Annotated in this window: 19 protein-coding genes; 4 read left to right on the top strand and 15 right to left on the bottom strand. The window is 69.0% G+C overall.

The window, feature by feature from the left end; translation table 11 throughout:
- The first annotated feature begins 68 nt into the window (after nt 1-68).
- On the top strand, nt 69-1,346 hold the full coding sequence (locus tag KCG34_RS20700) for an adenosylmethionine--8-amino-7-oxononanoate transaminase (RefSeq protein WP_211937498.1): 1,278 nt from the start codon (nt 69-71) through the stop codon (nt 1,344-1,346).
- 39 nt (nt 1,347-1,385) lie between these two features.
- On the opposite strand, the gene KCG34_RS20695 is transcribed toward KCG34_RS20700, so the two are convergent.
- Entirely contained in the window at nt 1,386-2,366 is a 981-nt protein-coding gene (locus KCG34_RS20695) for an NAD(P)H-dependent flavin oxidoreductase (protein WP_211937497.1), read from the bottom strand.
- Nucleotides 2,367-2,509: 143 nt separating this feature from the next.
- Between KCG34_RS20695 and KCG34_RS20690 the strand changes: the two genes are divergently transcribed.
- Nucleotides 2,510-3,046 carry a GNAT family N-acetyltransferase gene (locus KCG34_RS20690; protein ID WP_211937496.1) on the top strand — a complete coding sequence of 179 codons (537 nt, stop codon included), beginning with the start codon at nt 2,510-2,512 and terminating at the stop codon, nt 3,044-3,046.
- A 155-nt stretch (nt 3,047-3,201) separates the two neighbouring features.
- On the opposite strand, the gene KCG34_RS20685 is transcribed toward KCG34_RS20690, so the two are convergent.
- Together KCG34_RS20685 and clpB are read right to left on the bottom strand one after the other, a co-directional pair.
- Nucleotides 3,202-3,759: an NADPH-dependent FMN reductase gene (locus KCG34_RS20685; RefSeq protein WP_211937495.1), complete on the bottom strand. Its 558-nt coding sequence runs from the start codon at nt 3,757-3,759 to the stop codon at nt 3,202-3,204.
- A 78-nt stretch (nt 3,760-3,837) separates the two neighbouring features.
- On the bottom strand, nt 3,838-6,432 hold the full coding sequence (gene clpB / locus KCG34_RS20680) for an ATP-dependent chaperone ClpB (RefSeq protein ID WP_211937494.1): 2,595 nt from the start codon (nt 6,430-6,432) through the stop codon (nt 3,838-3,840).
- A 204-nt stretch (nt 6,433-6,636) separates the two neighbouring features.
- Between clpB and KCG34_RS20675 the strand changes: the two genes are divergently transcribed.
- Nucleotides 6,637-7,602 (top strand): alpha/beta fold hydrolase, encoded by a 966-nt coding sequence (locus tag KCG34_RS20675; RefSeq protein WP_211937493.1) that lies wholly within the window; start codon nt 6,637-6,639, stop codon nt 7,600-7,602.
- Here the strand turns inward: KCG34_RS20675 and KCG34_RS20670 are convergent.
- The 9 genes from KCG34_RS20670 to KCG34_RS20630 all read right to left on the bottom strand — a co-directional run bounded on the left by KCG34_RS20670 (nt 7,562) and on the right by KCG34_RS20630 (nt 16,591).
- A complete protein-coding gene (locus KCG34_RS20670; RefSeq protein ID WP_249138098.1) occupies nt 7,562-8,020 on the bottom strand; it encodes a nuclear transport factor 2 family protein in 459 nt (152 codons plus the stop codon). The two genes, KCG34_RS20675 and KCG34_RS20670, sit on opposite strands and share 41 nt — an antisense overlap.
- 73 nt (nt 8,021-8,093) lie before the next feature.
- Entirely contained in the window at nt 8,094-9,083 is a 990-nt protein-coding gene (locus KCG34_RS20665) for an NADP-dependent oxidoreductase (protein WP_211937491.1), read from the bottom strand.
- 92 nt (nt 9,084-9,175) lie between these two features.
- Complete coding sequence (locus KCG34_RS20660; RefSeq protein ID WP_211937490.1) at nt 9,176-10,315, bottom strand: acyltransferase family protein; 1,140 nt, start codon at nt 10,313-10,315, stop codon at nt 9,176-9,178.
- 280 nt (nt 10,316-10,595) lie between these two features.
- Nucleotides 10,596-11,621 carry a DUF4167 domain-containing protein gene (locus KCG34_RS20655; RefSeq protein ID WP_376788205.1) on the bottom strand — a complete coding sequence of 342 codons (1,026 nt, stop codon included), beginning with the start codon at nt 11,619-11,621 and terminating at the stop codon, nt 10,596-10,598.
- A 287-nt stretch (nt 11,622-11,908) separates the two neighbouring features.
- Nucleotides 11,909-12,763: a peptide chain release factor N(5)-glutamine methyltransferase gene (prmC, locus tag KCG34_RS20650; protein ID WP_211937488.1), complete on the bottom strand. Its 855-nt coding sequence runs from the start codon at nt 12,761-12,763 to the stop codon at nt 11,909-11,911.
- Entirely contained in the window at nt 12,760-13,521 is a 762-nt protein-coding gene (locus KCG34_RS20645; RefSeq protein ID WP_211937487.1) for an MOSC domain-containing protein, read from the bottom strand. Before KCG34_RS20645 ends, prmC begins: the two co-directional genes overlap by 4 nt.
- Before the next feature lie 65 nt (nt 13,522-13,586).
- Complete coding sequence (gene prfA, locus KCG34_RS20640) at nt 13,587-14,660, bottom strand: peptide chain release factor 1 (protein WP_211937486.1); 1,074 nt, start codon at nt 14,658-14,660, stop codon at nt 13,587-13,589.
- 84 nt (nt 14,661-14,744) lie between these two features.
- A complete protein-coding gene (locus KCG34_RS20635) occupies nt 14,745-15,644 on the bottom strand; it encodes an SDR family oxidoreductase (RefSeq protein WP_211937485.1) in 900 nt (299 codons plus the stop codon).
- A 104-nt stretch (nt 15,645-15,748) separates the two neighbouring features.
- A complete protein-coding gene (locus KCG34_RS20630) occupies nt 15,749-16,591 on the bottom strand; it encodes an AraC family transcriptional regulator (RefSeq protein ID WP_211937484.1) in 843 nt (280 codons plus the stop codon).
- Nucleotides 16,592-16,840: 249 nt separating this feature from the next.
- On the opposite strand from KCG34_RS20630, the gene KCG34_RS20625 reads away from it, so the two are divergent.
- Nucleotides 16,841-17,599, top strand: a complete 759-nt coding sequence (locus tag KCG34_RS20625) for an SDR family NAD(P)-dependent oxidoreductase (protein WP_211937483.1) — start codon at nt 16,841-16,843, stop codon at nt 17,597-17,599.
- A 73-nt stretch (nt 17,600-17,672) separates the two neighbouring features.
- On the opposite strand, the gene KCG34_RS20620 is transcribed toward KCG34_RS20625, so the two are convergent.
- From KCG34_RS20620 to KCG34_RS20610, 3 genes are all read right to left on the bottom strand, one after another.
- Nucleotides 17,673-17,969, bottom strand: a complete 297-nt coding sequence (locus KCG34_RS20620; protein ID WP_211937482.1) for a hypothetical protein — start codon at nt 17,967-17,969, stop codon at nt 17,673-17,675.
- An 88-nt stretch (nt 17,970-18,057) separates the two neighbouring features.
- Nucleotides 18,058-19,200 carry a flavodoxin-dependent (E)-4-hydroxy-3-methylbut-2-enyl-diphosphate synthase gene (gene ispG, locus KCG34_RS20615; RefSeq protein WP_211937481.1) on the bottom strand — a complete coding sequence of 381 codons (1,143 nt, stop codon included), beginning with the start codon at nt 19,198-19,200 and terminating at the stop codon, nt 18,058-18,060.
- Nucleotides 19,201-19,268: 68 nt separating this feature from the next.
- Nucleotides 19,269-20,135 carry a helix-turn-helix domain-containing protein gene (locus KCG34_RS20610; protein ID WP_211937480.1) on the bottom strand — a complete coding sequence of 289 codons (867 nt, stop codon included), beginning with the start codon at nt 20,133-20,135 and terminating at the stop codon, nt 19,269-19,271.
- Nucleotides 20,136-20,157: the final 22 nt, after the last annotated feature.

The raw sequence follows: 20,157 nt of genomic DNA, 5'->3' as shown, positions 1-20,157 counted from the left end.
AAGGGGCGCCAGCCTCTAGCAAGGCGCATCGTCTGCTTGAAGCCGCCATCGTTGCGGCAGGAGAGATCATGACCGACCCGAGCGCCGAGCCCCTCTGGCTGACCCAGGGCCGCGCCCACGTCTGGCGGCCCTATTGCCAGATGAAAACCGCCCCCGCCCCGCTGGCCGTGGCGCGCACCGAGGGCGTGCGGCTGGTGCTGGAGGACGGGCGCGAACTGATCGACGGCATGGCCTCGTGGTGGACCGCCTGCCACGGCTACAACCACCCCCACATCCGCGCCGCGGTCCAGGCCCAGCTGGAGCGCGCGCCGCACATGATGTTCGGCGGCCTGGCGCACGAGCCGGCCTATCGCCTGGCCCGGCGGCTGGTCCACCTGTTGCCCGGCGACCTGGACCACGTGTTCTTCGCCGAGTCGGGCTCGGTGGCCGTCGAGATCGCCATGAAGATGGCCCTGCAATACTGGATCAACCGCGGGGTCACAGGCCGCACCCGGTTCCTGTCCTTCGCCGGCGGCTATCACGGCGACACCCTGGCGACCATGACTGTCTGCGACCCGGAGGAAGGCATGCACGCCCTGTTCGCCGGGGTCATGCCGACCCAGCACGTCCGCCCGTTGCCGCTGGACGCCGACGGCGAGGTGGTGCTCGACGCCTTTCTGGCCGAGCACGCCCACGAGATCGCCGCCATGATCGTCGAACCACGGGTCCAGGGCGCCGGCGGCATGCTGTTCCACGAGGATCAGGTTCTGCGCGCCCTTCGCCGCCTCGCCGACCGGCACGGGGTGCTGTTGATCTTCGACGAGATCTTCACCGGCTTCGGCCGCACGGGCGACCTTTTCGCCTGCCTGGGCGCGGACGTGGTTCCCGATATCATCACCCTCAGCAAGGCCCTGACCGGCGGGACCTTGCCGCTGTCAGCCGCCGTGGCCTCGGCCAGGGTGTTCCAGGCCTTCTGGTCCGACGATGCGGGCGCGGCCCTGATGCATGGGCCGACCTATATGGGCAATCCCCTGGCCTGCGCTGCGGCCAACGCCTCGCTGGACCTGTTCGAGGACGGCGGCTGGGCGGTCGAGGTCGCGCGCATCGACTGCGCCCTGCGCGAAGGTCTCGCCGCTTGCCGCCACCTGCCGGGGGTCGTCGACGTGCGCGTGCGCGGCGCCATGGGCGTGGTCGAGTTCGACCATGCGTTGGACTGCGGCGCCCTCTCGGCCCGCTTCGCCGCCCGCGGGGTCTGGATCCGCCCCATGGGCAAGGTGATCTACCTGACCCCGCCCTTCGTGATCACCGACGCCGAGCTCGCCCGGCTCACCGACGCCATCGCGGCCGAGGTCGCCGCGGGGGCATAGGGTTCAAGCGGGCGGGGCTCCACGCCCCGGCGCGCAGGTTCAGGCCGTCGCCCCCTCCGCCCGCACCTGCGCCACCCGGTCGATCGCCGCCTCGGCCTCGGCCATGATGCGGCGGACGATCTCGCCGGCCGGCATCACGTCATGCACCCCGCCCGCCGACTGGCCCATGGCGAAGCAGGACTTGTCCGGGTCCAGGCCCTCGAGCTGGCCGCCGATGCCGCCCATCACCCCGGCGCGGACCGAGATCCCGGCCTGGTAGGGGAAGGGCTGGATGTCGGCCGGACGGCTCTCCCAATCGTCGACATAGGGGTTCTTCTTCACCCGCATCGGCTTGCCGGAATAGCAGCGGGTCCGGATGGTGTCCTCGTCCGACGCGCCCAGAATGGTCTCGTGATAGAGCGCGCCCGCATGGGCCTCGGTCGAGGCGATGAAGCGAGTGCCCATCCACACCCCCGTCGCGCCCAGCGCCAGGGACGCCGCCAGGCCCCGGCCGTCATAGAGGCCGCCGGCGGCCACCACAGGCACCTTCACCGCCTCCACCGCCTGGGCCACCAAGGGCATGGTGCCGACAAGACCCGTGTGCCCGCCGCCCTCGCCGCCCTGGCAGATGACGGCGTCGCAGCCGGCCTGCTCGGCCTTGACCGCGTGCTTCACCGCCCCGCAGACCACCATCACCTTCAGCCCGGCCGCCTTCAGCCGCTGCATGATCGGCATGGGCACGCCCAGGCCCGCGATGAAGGCCGAGGCGCCTTCCTCGATGATCACGTCCACCGAAGCGGTCAGGGATTCCGGGCTGGCGGCCAGCAGGTCGACGCCGAACGGCCCCTTGGTCAGGCGCCGGACCTTGCGCATTTCCTCACGGATGAAGTCGGGGTCGCGTCCGGCCATGCCGAGCACGCCATAGCCGCCGGCGTTGGTCACCGCCGCGGCCAGTTCGCCGAAGGAGACCCCGCCCATGCCAGCCAGCATGATCGGGTGCTGGACGCCTAAGAGTTCGGTCAATCGGGTGCGCAGGGCCATCTGAAATCCTCCTACAGAAAATCGCTTTTCTCCCATCCTGCGCGCTCTCGCGCCCGGCGCAATGGTGACCTCGGGGAAGGTGAGCCAAGTCTTTGGCCAAGTCTTTTTCTTGCGGGCGGCGCTTTGGCCGCCATATTCGAGGCATGAGCGCAGAGCTGACCTACCGTATCGCCACCCTGGAGGACCTGCCGGCCCTGTCGGCCCTGATGGCCGAGGCGATCGGCGAGCTGCAGAAGGGTTTCCTGAGCCCCGAGCAGATCGAATCCAGCCGCATGATCATGGGCCTGGACAGCCAGCTGGTGGCCGACGGCACCTATTTCGTGGTCGAGCAGGATGGGGCGCTGGCCGGCTGCGGCGGCTGGAGTCGACGCGACACCCTCTATGGCGGCGACCACACCCCGGGCCGCGAGCCTCGCCTGCTGGACCCCGCGACCGAGCCCGCGCGGGTGCGAGCCATGTACACCAGCCCCGCCTTCGCCCGGCGCGGCGTCGGCCGGCTGATCCTGGCCCTCTGCGAAGCTGCGGCCAAGGCCGAGGGCTTCAGGCGGCTGGAACTGGCCGCCACCCTCTCAGGCAAGCCGCTCTACGAAGCCTACGGGTTTGAGGCTATCCAGGCCTTCGAGGACGACCGCGGCGGAGTGGCGGTGCCTTTGATCAGGATGGGCAAGAGGGTGGACTGAACTTGCCTTCTCCCCGCTGGGGGAGAAGGAGGGGACCGCGGCGAAGCCGTGGGAGGATGAGGGGACGCGCGGCGATAGCCGCGCGACTGAAGACTCCTCAGTCAGACGATCGGCCGGCGCGGGCCCCTCCTTCCCCCACAAAGAGGGGAAGGGTTTTACAGCGCCGTCCGCTCGATCCACGCCGCGAAGGCGTCGATGAAGCTCTTGAAGAACTTCTGCGTGCCCTCGTTCTTCAGCTTCCCGGCCTCGTCGAACAGGTTCCCCGCCCCGCCGACATAGGCCTCGGGCTGCTGCAGCACCGGCATGTCCAGGAACACCAGCGACTGGCGCAGGTGATGGTTGGCGCCGAAACCGCCGACGGCGCCGGGCGAGACGCTCATCACCGCCGCCGGCTTGCCGGCCCAGGCGCTCTGGCCGTAGGGACGCGAGCCCACGTCGATGGCGTTCTTCAAGACGCCCGGGACCGAGCGGTTGTACTCGGGGGTTACGAACAGCACCGCATCGGCCGCCTTGATCTGGGCGCGGAAGGCGGTCCAGGCCGCCGGCGGTTCCGCGTCCTCGTCCTGGTCATAGAGCGGCAGCTGCCCGATCTCGATGATGGAAAGGCGCAAGCTCGACGGCGCAAGCTCGGCCAGGGCGCCCGCCGCCATGCGGTTGAACGAGCCCTTGCGCAGGCTGCCGACCACCACGGCGACATTGCGAACCCCGGCCATGACCTGTCCCCTGCCGCTGATCGATCCCGGATCGGAACAGTCGGCGGCAGGGGCGGGCTTGTCAAACGTCGCTATGGATCAGTGCACCATGGGCTTGCCGATCTCCAGGCCGTGCTCGCCGCCGGTGACGTGGATCACGCTGCCGTCGGCGAGTTCGCCGGCGAGGAGCTTTCTGGCCATGACGTCGACCAACTCCTTCTGGATCACCCGCTTCAGGGGACGGGCGCCATAGATCGGATCGTACCCGCGCTCGGCCAGCCAGTGCAGGCCGGCCGCATCAATGTCGAGGCTCAGGCGGCGATCGGCCAGGAGCTTCTCGACCCGCTTGAGCTGGATGGTGACGATCGAGTCCATCTCGCCGCGGCCGAGCCGCTTGAAGAGGATGATCTCGTCGATCCGGTTCAGGAATTCGGGCCGGAAGTGCTTGCGCACCACGTCCATCACCAGGGGCCGCACCGCCTCGACGCTTTCCAGGTCGCTCTCGGGCCCCGCCGCCTGCTGCGCCAGGTATTCCGAACCCAGGTTCGAGGTCATGATGATCAGGGTGTTCTTGAAGTCGACCGTGCGGCCCTGACCGTCAGTCAGGCGACCGTCGTCCAGCACCTGCAGCAGCACGTTGAACACGTCCGGATGCGCCTTCTCGACCTCGTCGAACAGCACCACCTGGTAGGGGCGACGGCGCACGGCCTCGGTCAGGGCGCCGCCCTCGTCATAGCCGACATAGCCGGGAGGCGCGCCGATCAGACGGCTGACCGAATGCTTTTCCATGTATTCCGACATGTCCATCCGGGTGATCGCAGCCTCGTCTGAGAACAGGAACTCGGCCAGGGCCTTGGTCAGCTCGGTCTTGCCGACACCGGTGGGCCCTAAGAACAGGAACGAGCCGATCGGCTTGTTCGGGTCCTGCAGGCCGGCGCGAGCCCGCCGCACCGCGTCCGAAACCGCGACCAGGGCGTCCTCCTGACCGACCACGCGCAGGCGCAGCTGGTCTTCCATGCGCAAGAGTTTTTCGCGCTCGCCCTCCAGCATCTTATCCACCGGCACCCCGGTCCAGCGGGAGACCACCGCAGCGATCTGCTCGGCGTCGACCACCTCGGGCGTCATGGAATCGGCGCTCTCGCCCTCCTCCTCGGTCAGGCGCTTTTCCAGCACCGGGATCTCGCCATAGAGGATTTCCGAGGCGCGCTGCAGGTCGCCGCGGCGCTGAGCCTGCTCCAGCTCGGCGCGCAGCCGGTCCAGGGCCTCGCGGGACTGGGCGGCGGTGGAGACCTTGGCCTTTTCCGCCTTCCAGCGGGCGGTCATCTCGGCGGACTGGCCTTCCAGGTCGTCCAGCTCGTCTTCGAGCTTCTCCAGCCGCTGGCGGGAGGCCTCGTCCTTCTCCTTCGACAGAGCCTCGCGCTCGATCTTCAACTGCACGACGCGCCGGTCGATCTCGTCCAGCTCTTCGGGCTTGGAGTCGATGGCCATGCGCACGCGGCTGGAGGCCTCGTCCACCAGGTCGATGGCCTTGTCCGGCAGGAAGCGGTCAGCGATGTAGCGATTGGACAGGGTGGCGGCGGCGACGATGGCGCTGTCCGAGATCCGCACTCCATGGTGCAGCTCGTACTTCTCCTTCAGGCCGCGCAGGATCGAGATGGTGTCCTCGACCGTCGGTTCGCTGACGAACACCGGCTGGAAGCGCCGCGCCAGGGCGGCGTCCTTCTCCACGTGCTTGCGGTACTCGTCCAGCGTGGTGGCGCCGACGCAGTGCAGCTCGCCGCGCGCCAAGGCGGGCTTGAGGAGGTTGGAGGCGTCCATGGCCCCGTCGGTCTTGCCGGCCCCCACGAGGGTGTGCATCTCGTCGATGAACAGGATGATCGAGCCCTCGGCGGCAGTGGTCTCGTTCAGCACCGCCTTCAGCCGCTCCTCGAACTCCCCGCGGTATTTCGCGCCGGCGATCAGGGCGCCCATGTCGAGGGCCAGCAGCTTCTTGTCCTTCAGGCTTTCGGGCACGTCGCCGTTGACGATGCGCAGGGCCAGGCCCTCGACGATGGCGGTCTTGCCGACGCCGGGCTCGCCGATCAGCACCGGGTTGTTCTTGGTCCGGCGGGACAGCACCTGGATGGTGCGGCGGATTTCTTCGTCGCGGCCGATCACCGGGTCGAGCTTCTGGTCGCGGGCGGCCTGGGTCAGGTCGCGGGCGTAGCGCTTGAGGGCGTCGTAGCTGTCCTCGGCGCCCGCGCTGTCGGCGGTGCGGCCCTTGCGCAGGGCGGTCGCGGCCTCTTCCAGGCCCTTAGGCGTGGCGCCGGCCTTCTTGATCGCATCGGCGGCCTCGCCTCCGTCCTTGGCGGTGGCGATCAACAGGCGCTCGGTGGTGACGAAGGCGTCGCCGGCGGCCTTGGCGTCGGCCTCGGCGGTGGCGAACACCCGCGCGCTGTTGGGGTTCATGTAGAGCTGGCCCGAGCCGCCCTCCACCTTGGGCATCTTGGCCAGCAACGCCTCGACGGCCTGGTCGACGGCGTCGGGCCGGCCCCCGGCGCTCTGAATCAGGGCGCGGGCCAGGCCGTCCTTCTCTTCCAGAAGCACCTTGAGCAGGTGCTCGGGCGCGAGTTGCTGGTGGCGGCGCGCGAGCGCCAGCGATTGGGCCGACTGGATCGCCTGCTTGGCGCGGTCGGAATAGAGATCGATGTTCATAAGCTCCCCTCTGGGCGGCGAATTGAGCCATCCGCCTTCAACAAGCACGGTCAGCCCGAGGCCTGATGTAGGTGTGGCATTGCGGCAACACAAGTCGCCCCCGCCACAGCGGGCGCTTGGCCCGAGGGGCGAGGATTCCGATCTCCTGAACTCTGGCCCGAGCCATGCGTTGCGGCCTTGAGGCGGATCAAAACGAGGCTGTCCATGCTCAGCGACCAACCCCGGAAACTACGCGACCGCAGACCTAAGGGCGTGATCGGCGTCGGCTGGGCGGCCTTCGAATCCGCAGCCCTCGGGCGCAGCGAGCACGCCCCGACCGCCAACGACTATCCGGACACGGTGGTGCGCCGCATCCAGGTGCGCGCCGGCGGCGGCCTCGGCTGGACCCTCTCGGCCCTGGAGACCCCGCGCCAGGCGCCGACACCCTGGAAGATCGTGGTGATCACCGGGGCGCCGTCCTGGGCGGAATACTGGGCGCCGGTGCTGGCCGCCCTGCCTGAGGACAGGCACATGGTGGTGGTCGACCGGCCCGGCTTCGCCCTGAGCGAGCCGCAAACCTGCGTGCCCGACATCCGTATCCAGGCCGCCGCTATGGCCCCGCTGCTAGAGGCCGCGCCGGGACAGAAGGTGCTGCTGGTGGGCCAATCCTATGGCGCGGCGATCGCGACCCTGATGGCGGCCGAGCACCCGCGCAAGGTTTCTAGCCTGGTCCTTCTGTCGAGCTTCCTCGGCGAATTTGGCCCCACCTCGCGCTGGCTTGTGGACGTCGGCGAGCGCTTCTCGGGCGTGATCCCGCGCGACCTGCGCCATGCGGTGATCGAGGTCACCGGTCACACCGCCCAATTGGCTCATATGCGCCGCGCCCTGCCCCGGCTGCGTGCGCCAGTGCACGTGATCCACGGCGACAAGGACGATTTCGCCCCGATCGAGGCGGTCGAACGCCTGCTGGCCGAGACCCCCGGCCTGGCCATGCGCTTCCACCGCGAGGAGGGCGCCAACCATTTCCTCAATGACGGCCCGCCGGAAACCCTGGTGTCGCTGCTCGAGGGCTGCCTCCCGCCGGCCAAACCGCGCTTCGCCTGGCCGAAGTTGAGGCTGCCCTGGCTGCGGCCGCGCCGCGCGCTCGCGCCTATGGCTGCTTCGGCGCCGTCAATCGCGTCACCTCGGTGAACACCACCTGCCAGCGATCGCCGGTCTTGCGCCAGACGTCGGCAAACCGGAAACGGGTCTTAAAGGGCTGGCCGTGGTCGGCGCCTTCGAGCGAGACCTCGCCCGCGAGCACCGCCGCGTCGGCCCAGACCTTGTTGATCGCATTCTCCACCACATAGGGCTTGAGGCTGAAGCCGGGCGCGGTCGAATCGGCGATGAACTGGGCCTTGGTGAAGACCTGGCCGCCGCCGTTCACGAGCACGTAGTCATCGGCCAGCCATCTCCCGAGTGCGCCGGCGTCGCTGCTCATCTGCGCCTGGTCATAGCCCCTGGCCGCTTCGGCGAGGTCAGGCGGGAGGGGATCTGCCGCCGCGGGTGCGACGAACGCGAAGCTGAGGCTTGCGGCGACGGAGGCGAGAAACAATCGGCTTTGGATCACAGGCAGTCTCATCAATGCGAAGAGAACGTTTAGCCCGAGCCTCCTGACAGGACGCGTCAGGAGCCTGCAGCGTTCACTTCGCCAGCCGGACCAGCATCTTGCCGCTGTTGGCCCCGCTGAAGAGGCCGATCAGCGCCCCGGGCGCCTGGTCCAGCCCGTCCACGACAGTTTCCTGGTACTTGATCCGGCCCGACTTCAGCCAACCGGTCATCTCCGCCAGGAACCGCTCGTGCGCGCCCATGAAGTCGGCGGCGACGAAGCCGCGCAGGGTGACGCGGCCATAGATGATGTTGGCCAGCTCGCTGACCGGCGCGCCGCCGCCGTTGTAGCCCGAGATCATGCCGCAGACCGCGATGCGGCCCAGCATGTTCATCCGCCTCAGCGCCGCATCCAGGTGCTCGCCGCCGACGTTGTCGAAATAGACGTCGATGCCCCGCGGGGTCGCCGACGCCACGGCCTGGCGGATCGGGTGCGTCTTGTAATTGATGGCGACATCGATCCCGGCCTGATTGACCAGCCAGTCGCACTTGTCGTCCGAGCCGGTGCTGCCCACCACGTAGCAGCCTTTCAACTTGGCGATCTGCGCCGCCACCGAACCGACCGCCCCGGCCGCCGTGGAGACGAACACCTGCTCGCCATCCTTCAGCTTGCCGATCTCCAGGAGCCCGCCATAGGCGGTGAAGCCGGTCCCGCCCAGGGCGTGCAGATAGACCGACAGCGGCAGGTCGGGATCAGGCTTCAGCGTCTGCAGGCCGCGCCCGTCGCTGACGAAGCGGTCGCGGAAGCCGAGCCCGCTCCTGACCAGGTCGCCTTCGCGAAACACCGCATGGCGCGAGCTGACCACCCGGCCGATCGCGCCACCGCTGAGCGCCTCGCCCAGCTCAAACCCTGCCGTCATGCGCGGCCGCATGTAGGGATCGACCGACATCCAGAGGTTTTCCACCAGCAGTTCGCCCTCGGCCAGCTCCGGCAGGGGCGCTTCGACCAGGGCGAAATCGTCGGGCTGGGGGACCCCCTCGGGGCGGCGGACCAGGTGGACTTGGCGGCTGGCGGCTCGGCTCATGGCGGCGTCCTGTCAGGCTGTCGCCTGATAAGGGCCGATCCAAGCCACGGTTGCAAGGGGCTAATACAGCCCCTCACGCCACAACTTTAGCGTTAGCGCTCGGCGATCGCGTCCTCGCTCTTGTCCGGAGCCAGCGGCCATAGCCTGATGCCGGCCCAGCGGCGCAGCACCCTGCTGACCCGGCCGATCCCGCCATTGAGCGCCCGGCGCACCGGCTGGTCGAACCAGCGCTCGACCAGCAGCGAGACGGCCAGCAGCAGCACCAGATAGGGAACGCCGGTCATCAGCGGCGTCCTGTCGACCATCTGCGGCGCAATATGGCGCAGGCCCAGCACCACCAGTTCGCCCAGCGGCTTGTGCAGGGCGTAGAGCGGATAGGAGGCTGCGCCCAGCAGCGCGAAAAGGCGCGCCTGTCGGGCGCCGGGCTCGGGCGCCGAGGCGATGGCGAAGACCAGGGCCGGGAATATGAGGAGCACGCAAACGAGCGGATAGACGGTCTCGCCCAGCGGCAGGCAGAACAGCACAGGCAGGGGCGCCAGCAGCGCCCAGGCCGGCGCCTTCAACGCGAGGCCGCGGCGGCGATAGAGCTGATAGATCGCAAGCCCGGCGGTGAAGGAAAACGCCACCCGGGGCAGGCCGCCGATCCAGTCGCGCCAGAGAAAGCCGATGTCCAGCTTGCCGAACCAGGCCACCGCCGCCACCAGGGCCGCGGCCGAGACCGCAAGGCTGACCGCCAGCACCAGCGGCCGGCGCAGCGGCCGCCAGCAGAGGGCGTAGACGGCGTTGACGGTCAACTCCAGCGCCAGGGACCAGGCCACCGAATTGACCGGATACAGCATCTGGCGGATATGCGGCCCCGGCAGCATGGCCAGGGCGTAGGGCGCGGTCTGCGCCACCTGGGCGGCGCTCAGATTGTCGCGGCCCGGCAGGGCGTGCAGCAAGGCGGCCAAAAGCCCGATCACCGCGCCCAGGGCGTAGACCGGCCACAGGCGCACATAGCGGAGCGCCAGGAACCGGCCGGCGGATAGGCCCTCCTGGAACCGCCGCTCGTAGGCGTGGGCGATGACGAAGCCCGACAGCACGAAGAACAGGTCGACGGCCATGTAGCCGCCGGGGATTCCCAGCTTGTGGAAAAAAGCGGTGTGGCGCATGGCCACGAACAGGGCCGCGACGCCACGCATCCCGTCCAGGGCGTGAAACACACGCCGCTCGCCGCGCCCTTCGCTGGCCAATGCCCCGAGCCCCTTCGTCAAATATCCCGACCGAGCCGCCGCGGGTCGGGCCTGATCGGCCGGACCGGTGGAGCGGTTCCGCATCGGGAGAATGGGGCGAAGTCGGATCAATTCGCCGCGCGCCCCGCGCAGCGGCGGCCTAGATGCTGCAGCGCAGCGATCAAGGCAAGGCCCATGGCCGCGCTTGCCTGATTTTCAGGCCGGCCGCAGTTCAGCCTGTGTCGGAAAAGCCATAGAAGCGCCCGCTCTGGCGCGATGGCGGGAGCGGGCGCTTTGGATCTTAGGCGTCCTCGGTCTCGCCAGCGGTGGGGCCGGCGCCTTCGGCGGTTTCTAGGTTGCGCGGCGCGCGGCGGCGGCGCGGCGCGCGGGCCGGTTTGGTCTCAGCGGTCTCTTCGGCGTCTGGCGCCTTGGCGTCTGCGGCCGCCTTGGGCTCGCTGCGAGCCTGCAGGAAGGCCGGCGCGTGGCTGACGCCGCCGTCTTCCGAACGGAGCATCGGCGAGGACGGCGCGGGCTCGGCCGGAGCGGTCAGCGGCAGAGCCTGGGGCTCGACGACGGCCATCGGATCGACCCGCTCGAAGCGGCGCTCGGACGAGCGCTCCTCACGCGGCGGGCGGTCGTCGCGGTCCCGCTCGCCACGATCGCGGTCGCGGTCACGATCCCGGAAGCGGTCGCGGCGGTTCTCGTCGCGGGGTCGGTCGTCACGGGGCCGGTCATCACGCTGACGATCGTCACGTGAGCGATCTTCGCGCGGGCGGTCGTCGCGAGGACGATCGTCCCGATAGCGGTCTTCGCGGTTGCGGTCGTCGCGATTGAAGCCGCGGTCGCGATCGCGCCGGTTCTCGTCGCGGGGACGATCATCCCGCTGGCGGTCGTCGCGCCCACGGTCGTCACGCTGACGGTCCTGGCGCTCGCCGCGCCAATCGCTGCGGCCTTCCTGGCGTTGTTCGCCCTCGCCTTCAGCGGCTTCGGCGGTCTCGGCCTCTTGTTGGCCCTCGTCCTCGAAATCGATGTCGAAGCCCCCGGCGAAGGCGTCGCGACCGATGATGTCGCTGGCCGGGCGCTGCGGCTGCATGGCGCGCAGGACGCGGAAGTAGTGCTCGGCGTGCTGCTGGTAGCTTTCCGCCAGGATGCGGTCGCCCGAGGTCAGGGCGTCGCGGGCCAGCTGCTGGTATTTCTCGTAAACGTGCTGGGCGGCGCCTCTGATCTTGACGCCGTCGGGACCGTTGGATTCGAACGCGCGGTTGGCGTTGTGCTGCGGCTTGCCGCCGCCGCCCCCGCTGCGATTGCGGCTACGCTGCCGCTTCATACCCTTGAAATCTCTCATGTTTTCCAGTGGTCTTGACCAGCGCCGGAGGGCGGACCCTCGAAAGCGGCTGATCTAGGTGGTCGGATCGAGGCTTTCCGCCCCGGGATCGATCCTGTTCGAGAACGCGTCGTCCTAGTTCCCGTCGTCAGCGCGCCGCGTCGGCGGCGCCAGCCATATCCGCCGCTGAGACGCCTTCGATGATTTCGAAAGCTGACCCCAGTCGCCCGGCGATTTGGGTGGGAACACTCTTGATCTAGCGAGTCGCGGACCGTTTTCCAAGGGGTTTCTTAGGCAGGCCGCACACCCATGACGACGCGGTCCTTGTTGGCCAGATCCCGCACGGTGGCGATTTCCGCGGCGCCGGCCGCCTTGAACAGGGCCTGGACGGCCTCGGCCTGATCGAAGCCGATCTCGACCAGGAACCGGCCACCGGGCTTGACCACCCGGAGGATCTCGGGAGCCAGGATGCGGTAGGCGTCCAGGCCGTCCGGGCCGCCATCCAGAGCCAGGCGCGGCTCATAGCGGCTGACCTCGGGCTGCAGCCCTTCGATATCCCGGGTCGGGATATAGGGCGGGTTGGAGACCACCAGGTCGAAGCTCTCGTCGGCCAGGCCCTGGGTCCAGTCGCCGCGCAAGAGGGCCACCCGGCCCGCCAGGCCGAGATTGGCGGCGTTTTCCCGCGCCACGGCCAGGGCCTCTTCCGAAACATCGACGCCGAGCCCCTTGGCCCCCGGTCGTTCGGCCAGGATGGCCAGAAGGATGGCGCCCGAGCCCACGCCCAGGTCCAGCATGTTGAACACCCGCCCTTCCGGGAAGCTCTTCAGCGCCAGATCGACCAGGGTCTCGGTGTCGGGGCGGGGCGTCAGCACGTCGCGCGTCACCCCGACCATGATTTTCCAGAAGCCCTTGCGCCCCAGGATATGGCTGACCGGCTCGCGGCGCTCGCGGCGCGCCACATAGGCCTCCAGCGCCTGCTCTTGCTCGCCGGTGAGCAGGCGGTGCGGATCGGCGATGATGTCGACCCGGGTCGCCTCGGCCGCGGCCTCGACCAGCAGGCGCGCGTCGATCACTGGGCTGTCGACGTGCGCCGCCTCCAGCCGCTTGCGCGCCGAAGTCCAGGCTTGGACGAGGGTCAGGCTCATGCAGCGGGCTCCGCCGCATCGCCCGCAGCGATCCGCCCGCCGCCGGTCACCGAAACATAGATCCCGCAGAGCAGGTGCCCGAAATTGTCGTGCAGCGCCTTCACCACCTCGATGTCGCGCTCGCCCGTGGCCGGGTCCACGTGGGTGGCCACACAGCGGACGATCGGCTTGAACACCTCGGCCATCGCCTCGCCCAGGCTCAGGGTTCGCCCGATCCAGCCGTTCTCGGCCCAGGCGGGCCATCCATCGACATAGAGGTTGCCGCGAAAGCGCAGGGGATCCAACGGCCGGCCGATCCGCGCCTCCAGGTCGCGCACGCTGGCAAGGTTGATGATCGAGACGTGGCCCTGGGGATGGTCGGTGAAGCGATGGCCTGGCGCCTGCACCACCTTCAAAGGCCCGCTGGCCTCGCCGTCCAGAAACGCCGCCAGCCATCCGGCGAAGGCCTCGCGCCCCGCCGGATCGGTCAGCCGGGCGGCCAAGTCCGGCCGCCCCTCGGCGCGCACAAGAATCTCGCCCGAGGCCTCGTCATAGGCCGTGCGCGCCCGGGCGACCGCGGCGATCTTGGCCAGCACGGTGAATTTCTGCTTGGAGATGAAGCGCGGCGCCGCCGGATCGAACCCCGACGGCCCATCCTCGACGGCATAGATGCGGTCGCAGGGAAAAAAGCCGCCCACGGTCAGGGTCGCGCTCTCGACCCGCTCAGGGGTGAAGCCTTTCACCGGATGACGCCACAGGGATTGAATCCGCCCAGCCATGCTCCCTGACTAGACCCAGGCGGGCGCCGCCCGCAAGAATTTCACGCCCTATTCGGCAGGTCGTCTCAGAACCCCTCCTCCAGCGTCGCCAGGCGTTCGGCCTGGTCCTCGGCGATCAGGGGGTTGATGACATCGTCCAGGGCCTCGCCCTCAAGCACCTTGGGCAGGTTGTAGAGGGTCAGGTTGATGCGGTGGTCGGTGACCCGGCCTTGCGGGAAGTTGTAGGTGCGGATGCGCTCGGAGCGGTCGCCGGAGCCGACCTGGCTCTTGCGCGCCGAGGCGCGGGCGGTGTCCAGGGCCTCGCGCTGCTGTTCGTACAGGCGCGCCTTCAGCACCTTCAGCGCTCGGGCGCGGTTCTGGTGCTGCGACTTCTCCGAACTCGTCACCACGATGCCGGTGGGCAGGTGGGTGATGCGCACGGCCGAGTCGGTCTTGTTGACGTGCTGGCCGCCGGCGCCGGAGGAGCGGTAGGTGTCGATGCGCAGGTCGGCGTCGTTGATCTCGATCTCGACGTCTTCGACTTCGGGCAGCACAGCCACCGTGGCGGCCGAGGTGTGGATGCGCCCGCCGGCCTCGGTCTCGGGCACGCGCTGCACCCGGTGCACGCCGCTTTCGAACTTCAGCCGGCCGAACACCCCCTCGCCGGTGATCGAGGCGATGATTTCCTTGTAGCCGCCGACCTCGCCCTCCGAGACGCTGTCGACCTCGACCCGCCAGCCGTGCAGCTGGGCGTAGCGCTGGTACATGCGGAACAGGTCGCCGGCGAACAGGGCCGCCTCGTCGCCGCCGGTGCCGGCGCGCACTTCCAGGATGGCCGAAGCGTTCTCGTCCTTGTCCTTGGGGGCGAGCAAGAGCGCCACGCTGCGCTCCAGATCCGGCAGGCGCTCCTTCAGCGCTTCCAGCTCGTCGCGGGCCAGGGCGGCCATCTCGGCGTCGTCGGCCCGGGCCATTGCCTCCAGCTCGGGCGCCTCGCCGCGGGCGCGCTCCAGCGCCTGCACGGCGTCGACCACGGGGCGCAACTCGGCATGCTCCTTGGACAGCTTGACGATCTCGCCGCCGTCCGTGGACGCGCCCATCCGCGCCTCCACTTCCTGGAAGCGTTCGAGAACCTGCTGCAGACGGGCCTGGGGGAGTTGCAAGGACGGCGCTTTGACGGTGGTTCGATACGGAAGGCGCCTCCTCTAGCGCCGCCTGCGGCAAATGCCAAACCCTGTAAGCGCCCCTCAGTACTTGCTGCCGCTCTGATAATAGGCGTCAGTGGCGAGGCCGGCGAGAAGGCCCGGCTCGCGGGGTGCCCAGCCCAACTCGGCCCGGGTCCGGTCGGCCCTGGCCGGCGCGTCGAGGCCAAAGAACATGGCGAGGAAGCCGAACTGGTCGCCGGCCTTCTCGGCGGGGATGCTCACCACCGGCAGACCGAGATGGCGGCCGATGGCGCCGGCGATCTCCCGGGTCGGCACGGCTTCGTCGCCCACGGCGTGGTAGCGGGCGCCGGGCGAGCCCTTCTCCAGCGCCAGGCGATAGAGGCGCGCCGCGTCCAGGCGATGCACCGCCGGCCAGCGGTTGGCGCCCTCGCCGATATAGGCCGCAACGCCAGTCCGGCGGGCGGCGTCGATCAGGATCGGCGTAAAGCCCCGGTCGTCCTTGCTGTGCACGGTCGGCGCCAGGCGGATCGCGGCGGTGCGCACCCCGCGCTCGGCTGCGGCGATCACCATGTTCTCCGTGGCGGTGCGGCCGAAATCCGGGCCCACGTCGGTCTCCATCAGCGCCTCGCCGCTCTTGGGCGTCAGCAGGACGCCTGAGCTGATCACCAGCGGCTTGCCCGAGCCTTCGAGCACATCCAGCATCGCCTGCACGGCCACGCGTTCGATCTCCGCGTTCTCGGCAAAGCGGGAAAAGTCGTGGATGAAGGCGGTGTGGGCGACGGCGTCGCAGGCCCGCGCCCCGGCCGCCAGGGTCTCAGGCTGGGTGAGGTCGCCGCGCTGAACATCGACGCCCCTTTCCGCCAGCGCCTTGGCGCCCTCGTCGGTCCGCGCCACGCCCAGCACGCTGTGGCCCGCGCTCACCAGTTCGTCGATCACGGCCGAGCCGATATAGCCCGTGGCCCCGGTTACAAACACTCGCATGCTCAATACTCCCGTTCAGGCTGCGCCCGCGAAGGTCCGGCCAACGGCTCCGAATGAAAAGCCGGGAGCGTATAGGGGTATGAACTCCACCACGCTGGGGTGTTCTACGCTGCGCCCAGCGCTATCGGATCTACTCCAACCTCGCCCAGGCGGTCAGGCATGGCCTGCAGGCGCCTAAGGTCCCGCCTCGGCGAGGCGCCGAACATGCGGGCGTATTCGCGGCTGAATTGCGAGGGGCTCTCGTAGCCAACCTCGAAGGCGGCGGATTCGGCGTTGAACCCCCGCGCGACCATCAGGCGGCGGGCTTCCAGAAGGCGCAGCTGCTTCTGGTACTGCAGGGGCGTGAGCGAGGTCAGCGCCTTGAACTGGCGGTGGAAAGCCGAGGCGCTCATATGCGCGGCCTCGGCCAGCTCCTCGATCCGCACCGTCTCGCGGAAGCGGCGCCGCAGATCGTGCAGGGCGCCGATGACCCGCTGCGACGGGCTGTTCCTCAGGGCCAGCCGGGCCAAGTCCCCGCCGTGAGGCCCGGTCAGCAGCCAATAGCAGATCTCGCGCATGACGCCGGGGTAGAGGGTCGATATCGCCTCGGGCTTTTCGAGCAAGTGGACGAGGCGAAGGGCGCAGTCGGCCAGCGGCCCCTGGAAGTCCGTGACGAAGACGCCGCGGTTCGGCTCGCCGGCCGCTTTGGGCGGCGCCTCCAGCCCATCGGCGACGCTCCGCATGATGGCGAGGTCCAGCTCGACGGCGAGGACCAGGCAAGGCTCTCCGGGGCTTGCCTCGACCACCCGGCCGACAGAGGGCGTCTCAACGCCGATCACCAGCGCCTGCCCGGCCCTGTACTCCAGGCGGTTGTCGCCGAACGTCCCCCACTTGGCGCCCTGGGCCACGATGCAAATGGCCGGGCGTGAGAGCATGTGGTTCGGCGGCTTCGGATGGTCCGAACGCATGATCACGAGCCCGTCGATCGGGGTCGCGAGCGGGCTAGCGCCAGGGTGTCTGTCCGTGTAGCGCAGCAGCGCTTCAGCCAACCGGTCCATCATGTCGCCGCCCTCGTCGAGGTGGTGGCGAGGATATCGGACAGACAGGATTAGGCAAGAAAGAGAGGGGATCCGGCATCCCCCTCCGTGCCCCGGCCCGCCATAGTGGGCCGTAAACCGCGCTGTCAGAGGCGCACCAAGTCAACAGAAAGATACGCCATGTCCGAGAGTAAGATCGCGATCGTCACCGGCGGCGGCCGGGGCATCGGCCGCAGCGCGGTGCTCAGCCTCGCCAAGCGGGGGGTTCGTACGATTTTCACCTACAATACGAACCGTGCGGAAGCTGAGCGGGTGATCGGGCTCGCGGCCGAGGCGGGCGCACAGGCGGTGGCGCTGCAGCTCGACGTTGGAAAGTCCGGCGCCTTCGCCGGTTTCGCCGACGAGGTGAAGCAGGCGCTCACGGCATTCAGCGCCGAGCGCTTCGACTACCTGGTCAACAACGCCGGCACCTCGTCGAGCGCCAACCTGGAGTCGATCACCGAGGCGGAGATGGACGCGCTCTACGAGGTCCACTTCAAGGGCGTGCTGTTCCTGACCCAGAAGCTCTTGCCGCTGATGAACGACGGCGGCCGCATCGTGAACATCTCCTCGGGCCTGGCGCGCTTCGCCATGCCGAACCGTATCGGCTATGGCGCGATCAAGGCGGGGGTCGAGGCCCTGACCCGCTACATGGCGGTGGAGCTGGCCCCCCGGCGGATCGCCGTCAATGTCGTGGCCCCGGGCCCCATCGCCACCGACTTCAGCGGCGGCATGGTTCGCGATATTCCGGCGGTCAACAAGATGGTCGCCGACATCACCGCCCTGGGCCGCGTCGGCCTTCCGGAGGATGTCGGGCCGGTGATCGCCGGGCTGCTGTCGGACGAGTTCGGCTGGGTCAACGCCCAGCGGATCGAGGTCGCGGGGGGCGTGCACATCTAGGCTCTCGCCCCAACGAAAAGGGCGGCGCCCGCTTGCGGACGCCGCCCCGAATTCCGCTAAACTGTAGCCAGGCTTAGGCGCGGCTGCCCGAGAAGGGGAACGAGCCGAAGGCGCCGGCCTTGACGCTGCCGCTGATCTTGTCGCCGTCGACCGCGCCGGAGAATTCCAGGGTCATCGGGAACGGGGTGGTGATCGAGTTGGACCAGCTGACGTTGTTGCCGTCCACCTTGCCGTTGGCGATCGGCTGGGAGTTGCCCTGAGCGCTCTGGGTGCCCGTCAGCGCACCGCCTTCGGCCTTGATCGTCAGGGTGCTGGGCTGCGGGCCCATCGGCGAATTGACCGTAACATTCCAGGTGCCGTCGACGGACATGGGGTCCTCCTTATTGTGCCGGCCGGTTGCGAGCGGCGCGATCTAAACAGTGTTCAAAGCCTGGACGCAAGTCTGACGCTAACGTCAACTATTCTGCGGCTTGCAAGTTTTCCGCCTTGGCCGCTTCAAGCTCGGCGGCCTTGGCCTCGACCAGCTCGACGATGTGTTCGACCATCTTGTCGTTGTCCATCTTGTGGTCCGGCTTGCCGGCCCGATAGACCATGCCCGCGCCCTTGCCGCCGCCGGTGAAGCCGATGTCGGTGAACAGGGCCTCGCCGGGGCCGTTGACCACGCAGCCGATGATCGACAGCGACATCGGCGTCGAGATGTGCGCGAGGCGCTCTTCCAGGGTCTCCACCGTCTTGATCACGTTGAAACCCTGACGCGCGCAGGACGGGCAGGCGATGATGTTGACCCCGCGGTGGCGCAGGCCCAGCGACTTGAGGATATCGAAGCCGACCTTGATTTCCTCGACCGGATCGGCGGCCAGGGAGACGCGGATGGTGTCGCCGATGCCGGCCCACAGCATCGAGCCCAGGCCGATCGAGGACTTGATGGTGCCGGCGCGCAAGGGCCCCGCCTCGGTCACGCCCAGGTGCAGCGGGCAGTCGATGGCCTCGGCCAGCTGCTGGTAGGCGGCCACGGTCAGGAACGGGTCCGAAGCCTTCACGCTGATCTTGAACTCGTGGAAGTCGTGGTCCTGGAGGATTTTGGCGTGGTTCAGCGCGCTCTCGACCATGGCCTCCGGGCAGGGCTCGCCGTAGCGCTCCAAGAGCTCACGTTCGAGCGAGCCGGCGTTGACGCCGATGCGCATGGAACAGCCGTGGTCGCGGGCCGCCTGGACCACTTCCTTGACCCGGGCGGCCGAGCCGATGTTGCCGGGATTGATGCGCAGGCAGGCCGCGCCCGCCTGGGCCGCCTCGATCCCGCGCTTGTAGTGGAAGTGGATGTCGGCCACGAGCGGCACCTTGGCCGCCTTGGCGATGGTCTTGAACGCCGCGGTCGATTCCTCGTCCGGGCAGGAGACGCGGACGATATCGGCCCCGGCCTCCTCCAGCTGGCGGATCTGGTCGATGGTGGCGGCCGCGTCGGCGGTGACCGTGTTGGTCATCGACTGGACGGTGATCGGCGCATCGCCGCCCACCTCGACATTGCCGACACGAATCTTGCGGCTTTTGCGGCGTTCGATCATGCGCCAGGGGCGCACATGCTGATGGTCTTGTGCGGTCATGATGGCCCCAAGTTAAGCGGTTCGGGCTTTTCACCCAAGAGCGTGGCGAAATTTTTGCGAGATTGCGCCTATTCGGCCAGGGTGGTGGCCTGGGCCTTGCCGGCTGTCAGGGGGCCCTTGAGCAGGCCGCCGACATAGAGGTCGAAGTCGTCCGGCTGCGGGGCGACGACGGTCAGGCCCTTGATCAGCGGGGCGCGGTAGGCCTGGCCGGGCGCCAGCAGGCGCGCGAAATAGACCGTGCCGTCGGCGCCCTGAATGGTCAGGGCCGAAGCCTTGCGCGCCTGCAGGATGACCGCGGCCTCGCTCGGCGGCGCGCCGAACACCTCGCCCTTGGCCATGAAGGGCGTGCCCGCAGGCGCGGCTGTCTCGAGCCCCGCCGCGGCGGCCTGGGCGTCGGTCACCTCGCCCGCGGCGCTGGCGGCGGTGTCGTTGGACGCGGAAAGCTGCTGCTCCAGCCCGGGCGTGACATAGGGCTTGGGAGTGGTGGCCTCCTGAGGCGGCGGCGTCGGCGCGCCGATGGCGACCGGGGTCCCATTGTTGACCGGCGGCGGCGGCAGGGCGCCGGCGTCCGCCACGGTGGGCGGGGGCGGCGCCTCGGCCATCATGGCGCGCTGGGCGATGTTCCACAGCAGCACACCACCGATGACGATGGCGCAGGAGACGCCAACCAGCACCAGGCGGGGATCGCGTTCGCGGGTCACGCCGACCGGCGCGCGCAGGGGTTCGTCCTTTTCCGGCGCGTCACGACGGAAGCGCAGCACGGCCTGATCGGGATCGAGATCGAGCGCCGAGGCATAGGCGCGGACATAGCCGATGGCGAAAGGACGGGAGGGGAGCTGGTCGAGGCGCATCTCCTCGACCGCCTGCAAGTATTGGCGGCGGATGCGGGTGGCGAGCGCCAGTCGATCCAGATCGATGCCGCGATATTCGCGCACGGCTTTCAGGGCGGCTCCCAGA

Origin of the sequence: Phenylobacterium montanum (assembly GCF_018135625.1) — a bacterium.
GTDB classification, from domain to species: Bacteria; Pseudomonadota; Alphaproteobacteria; order Caulobacterales; family Caulobacteraceae; genus Poindextera; species Poindextera montana.
The sequence above is the reverse complement of the archived record's forward strand: the minus strand, read 5'-3'. Positions and strand labels throughout refer to the sequence as shown.

Coding starts and splice junctions, on each gene's coding strand:
- KCG34_RS20635 (WP_211937485.1), bottom strand. CDS start 15,644: ATGCGAGTGTTTGTAACCGGGGCCACGGGCTATATCGGCTCGGCCGTG.
- clpB (WP_211937494.1), bottom strand. CDS start 6,432: ATGAACATCGATCTCTATTCCGACCGCGCCAAGCAGGCGATCCAGTCG.
- KCG34_RS20685 (WP_211937495.1), bottom strand. CDS start 3,759: ATGGCCGGGGTTCGCAATGTCGCCGTGGTGGTCGGCAGCCTGCGCAAG.
- KCG34_RS20620 (WP_211937482.1), bottom strand. CDS start 17,969: ATGTCCGTCGACGGCACCTGGAATGTTACGGTCAATTCGCCGATGGGC.
- KCG34_RS20645 (WP_211937487.1), bottom strand. CDS start 13,521: ATGGCTGGGCGGATTCAATCCCTGTGGCGTCATCCGGTGAAAGGCTTC.
- KCG34_RS20655 (WP_376788205.1), bottom strand. CDS start 11,621: ATGAAGCGGCAGCGTAGCCGCAATCGCAGCGGGGGCGGCGGCGGCAAG.
- KCG34_RS20700 (WP_211937498.1), top strand. CDS start 69: ATGACCGACCCGAGCGCCGAGCCCCTCTGGCTGACCCAGGGCCGCGCC.
- KCG34_RS20675 (WP_211937493.1), top strand. CDS start 6,637: ATGCTCAGCGACCAACCCCGGAAACTACGCGACCGCAGACCTAAGGGC.
- KCG34_RS20695 (WP_211937497.1), bottom strand. CDS start 2,366: ATGGCCCTGCGCACCCGATTGACCGAACTCTTAGGCGTCCAGCACCCG.
- KCG34_RS20625 (WP_211937483.1), top strand. CDS start 16,841: ATGTCCGAGAGTAAGATCGCGATCGTCACCGGCGGCGGCCGGGGCATC.
- prmC (WP_211937488.1), bottom strand. CDS start 12,763: ATGAGCCTGACCCTCGTCCAAGCCTGGACTTCGGCGCGCAAGCGGCTG.
- KCG34_RS20630 (WP_211937484.1), bottom strand. CDS start 16,591: ATGCGTTCGGACCATCCGAAGCCGCCGAACCACATGCTCTCACGCCCG.
- KCG34_RS20690 (WP_211937496.1), top strand. CDS start 2,510: ATGAGCGCAGAGCTGACCTACCGTATCGCCACCCTGGAGGACCTGCCG.
- KCG34_RS20665 (WP_211937491.1), bottom strand. CDS start 9,083: ATGAGCCGAGCCGCCAGCCGCCAAGTCCACCTGGTCCGCCGCCCCGAG.
- ispG (WP_211937481.1), bottom strand. CDS start 19,200: ATGACCGCACAAGACCATCAGCATGTGCGCCCCTGGCGCATGATCGAA.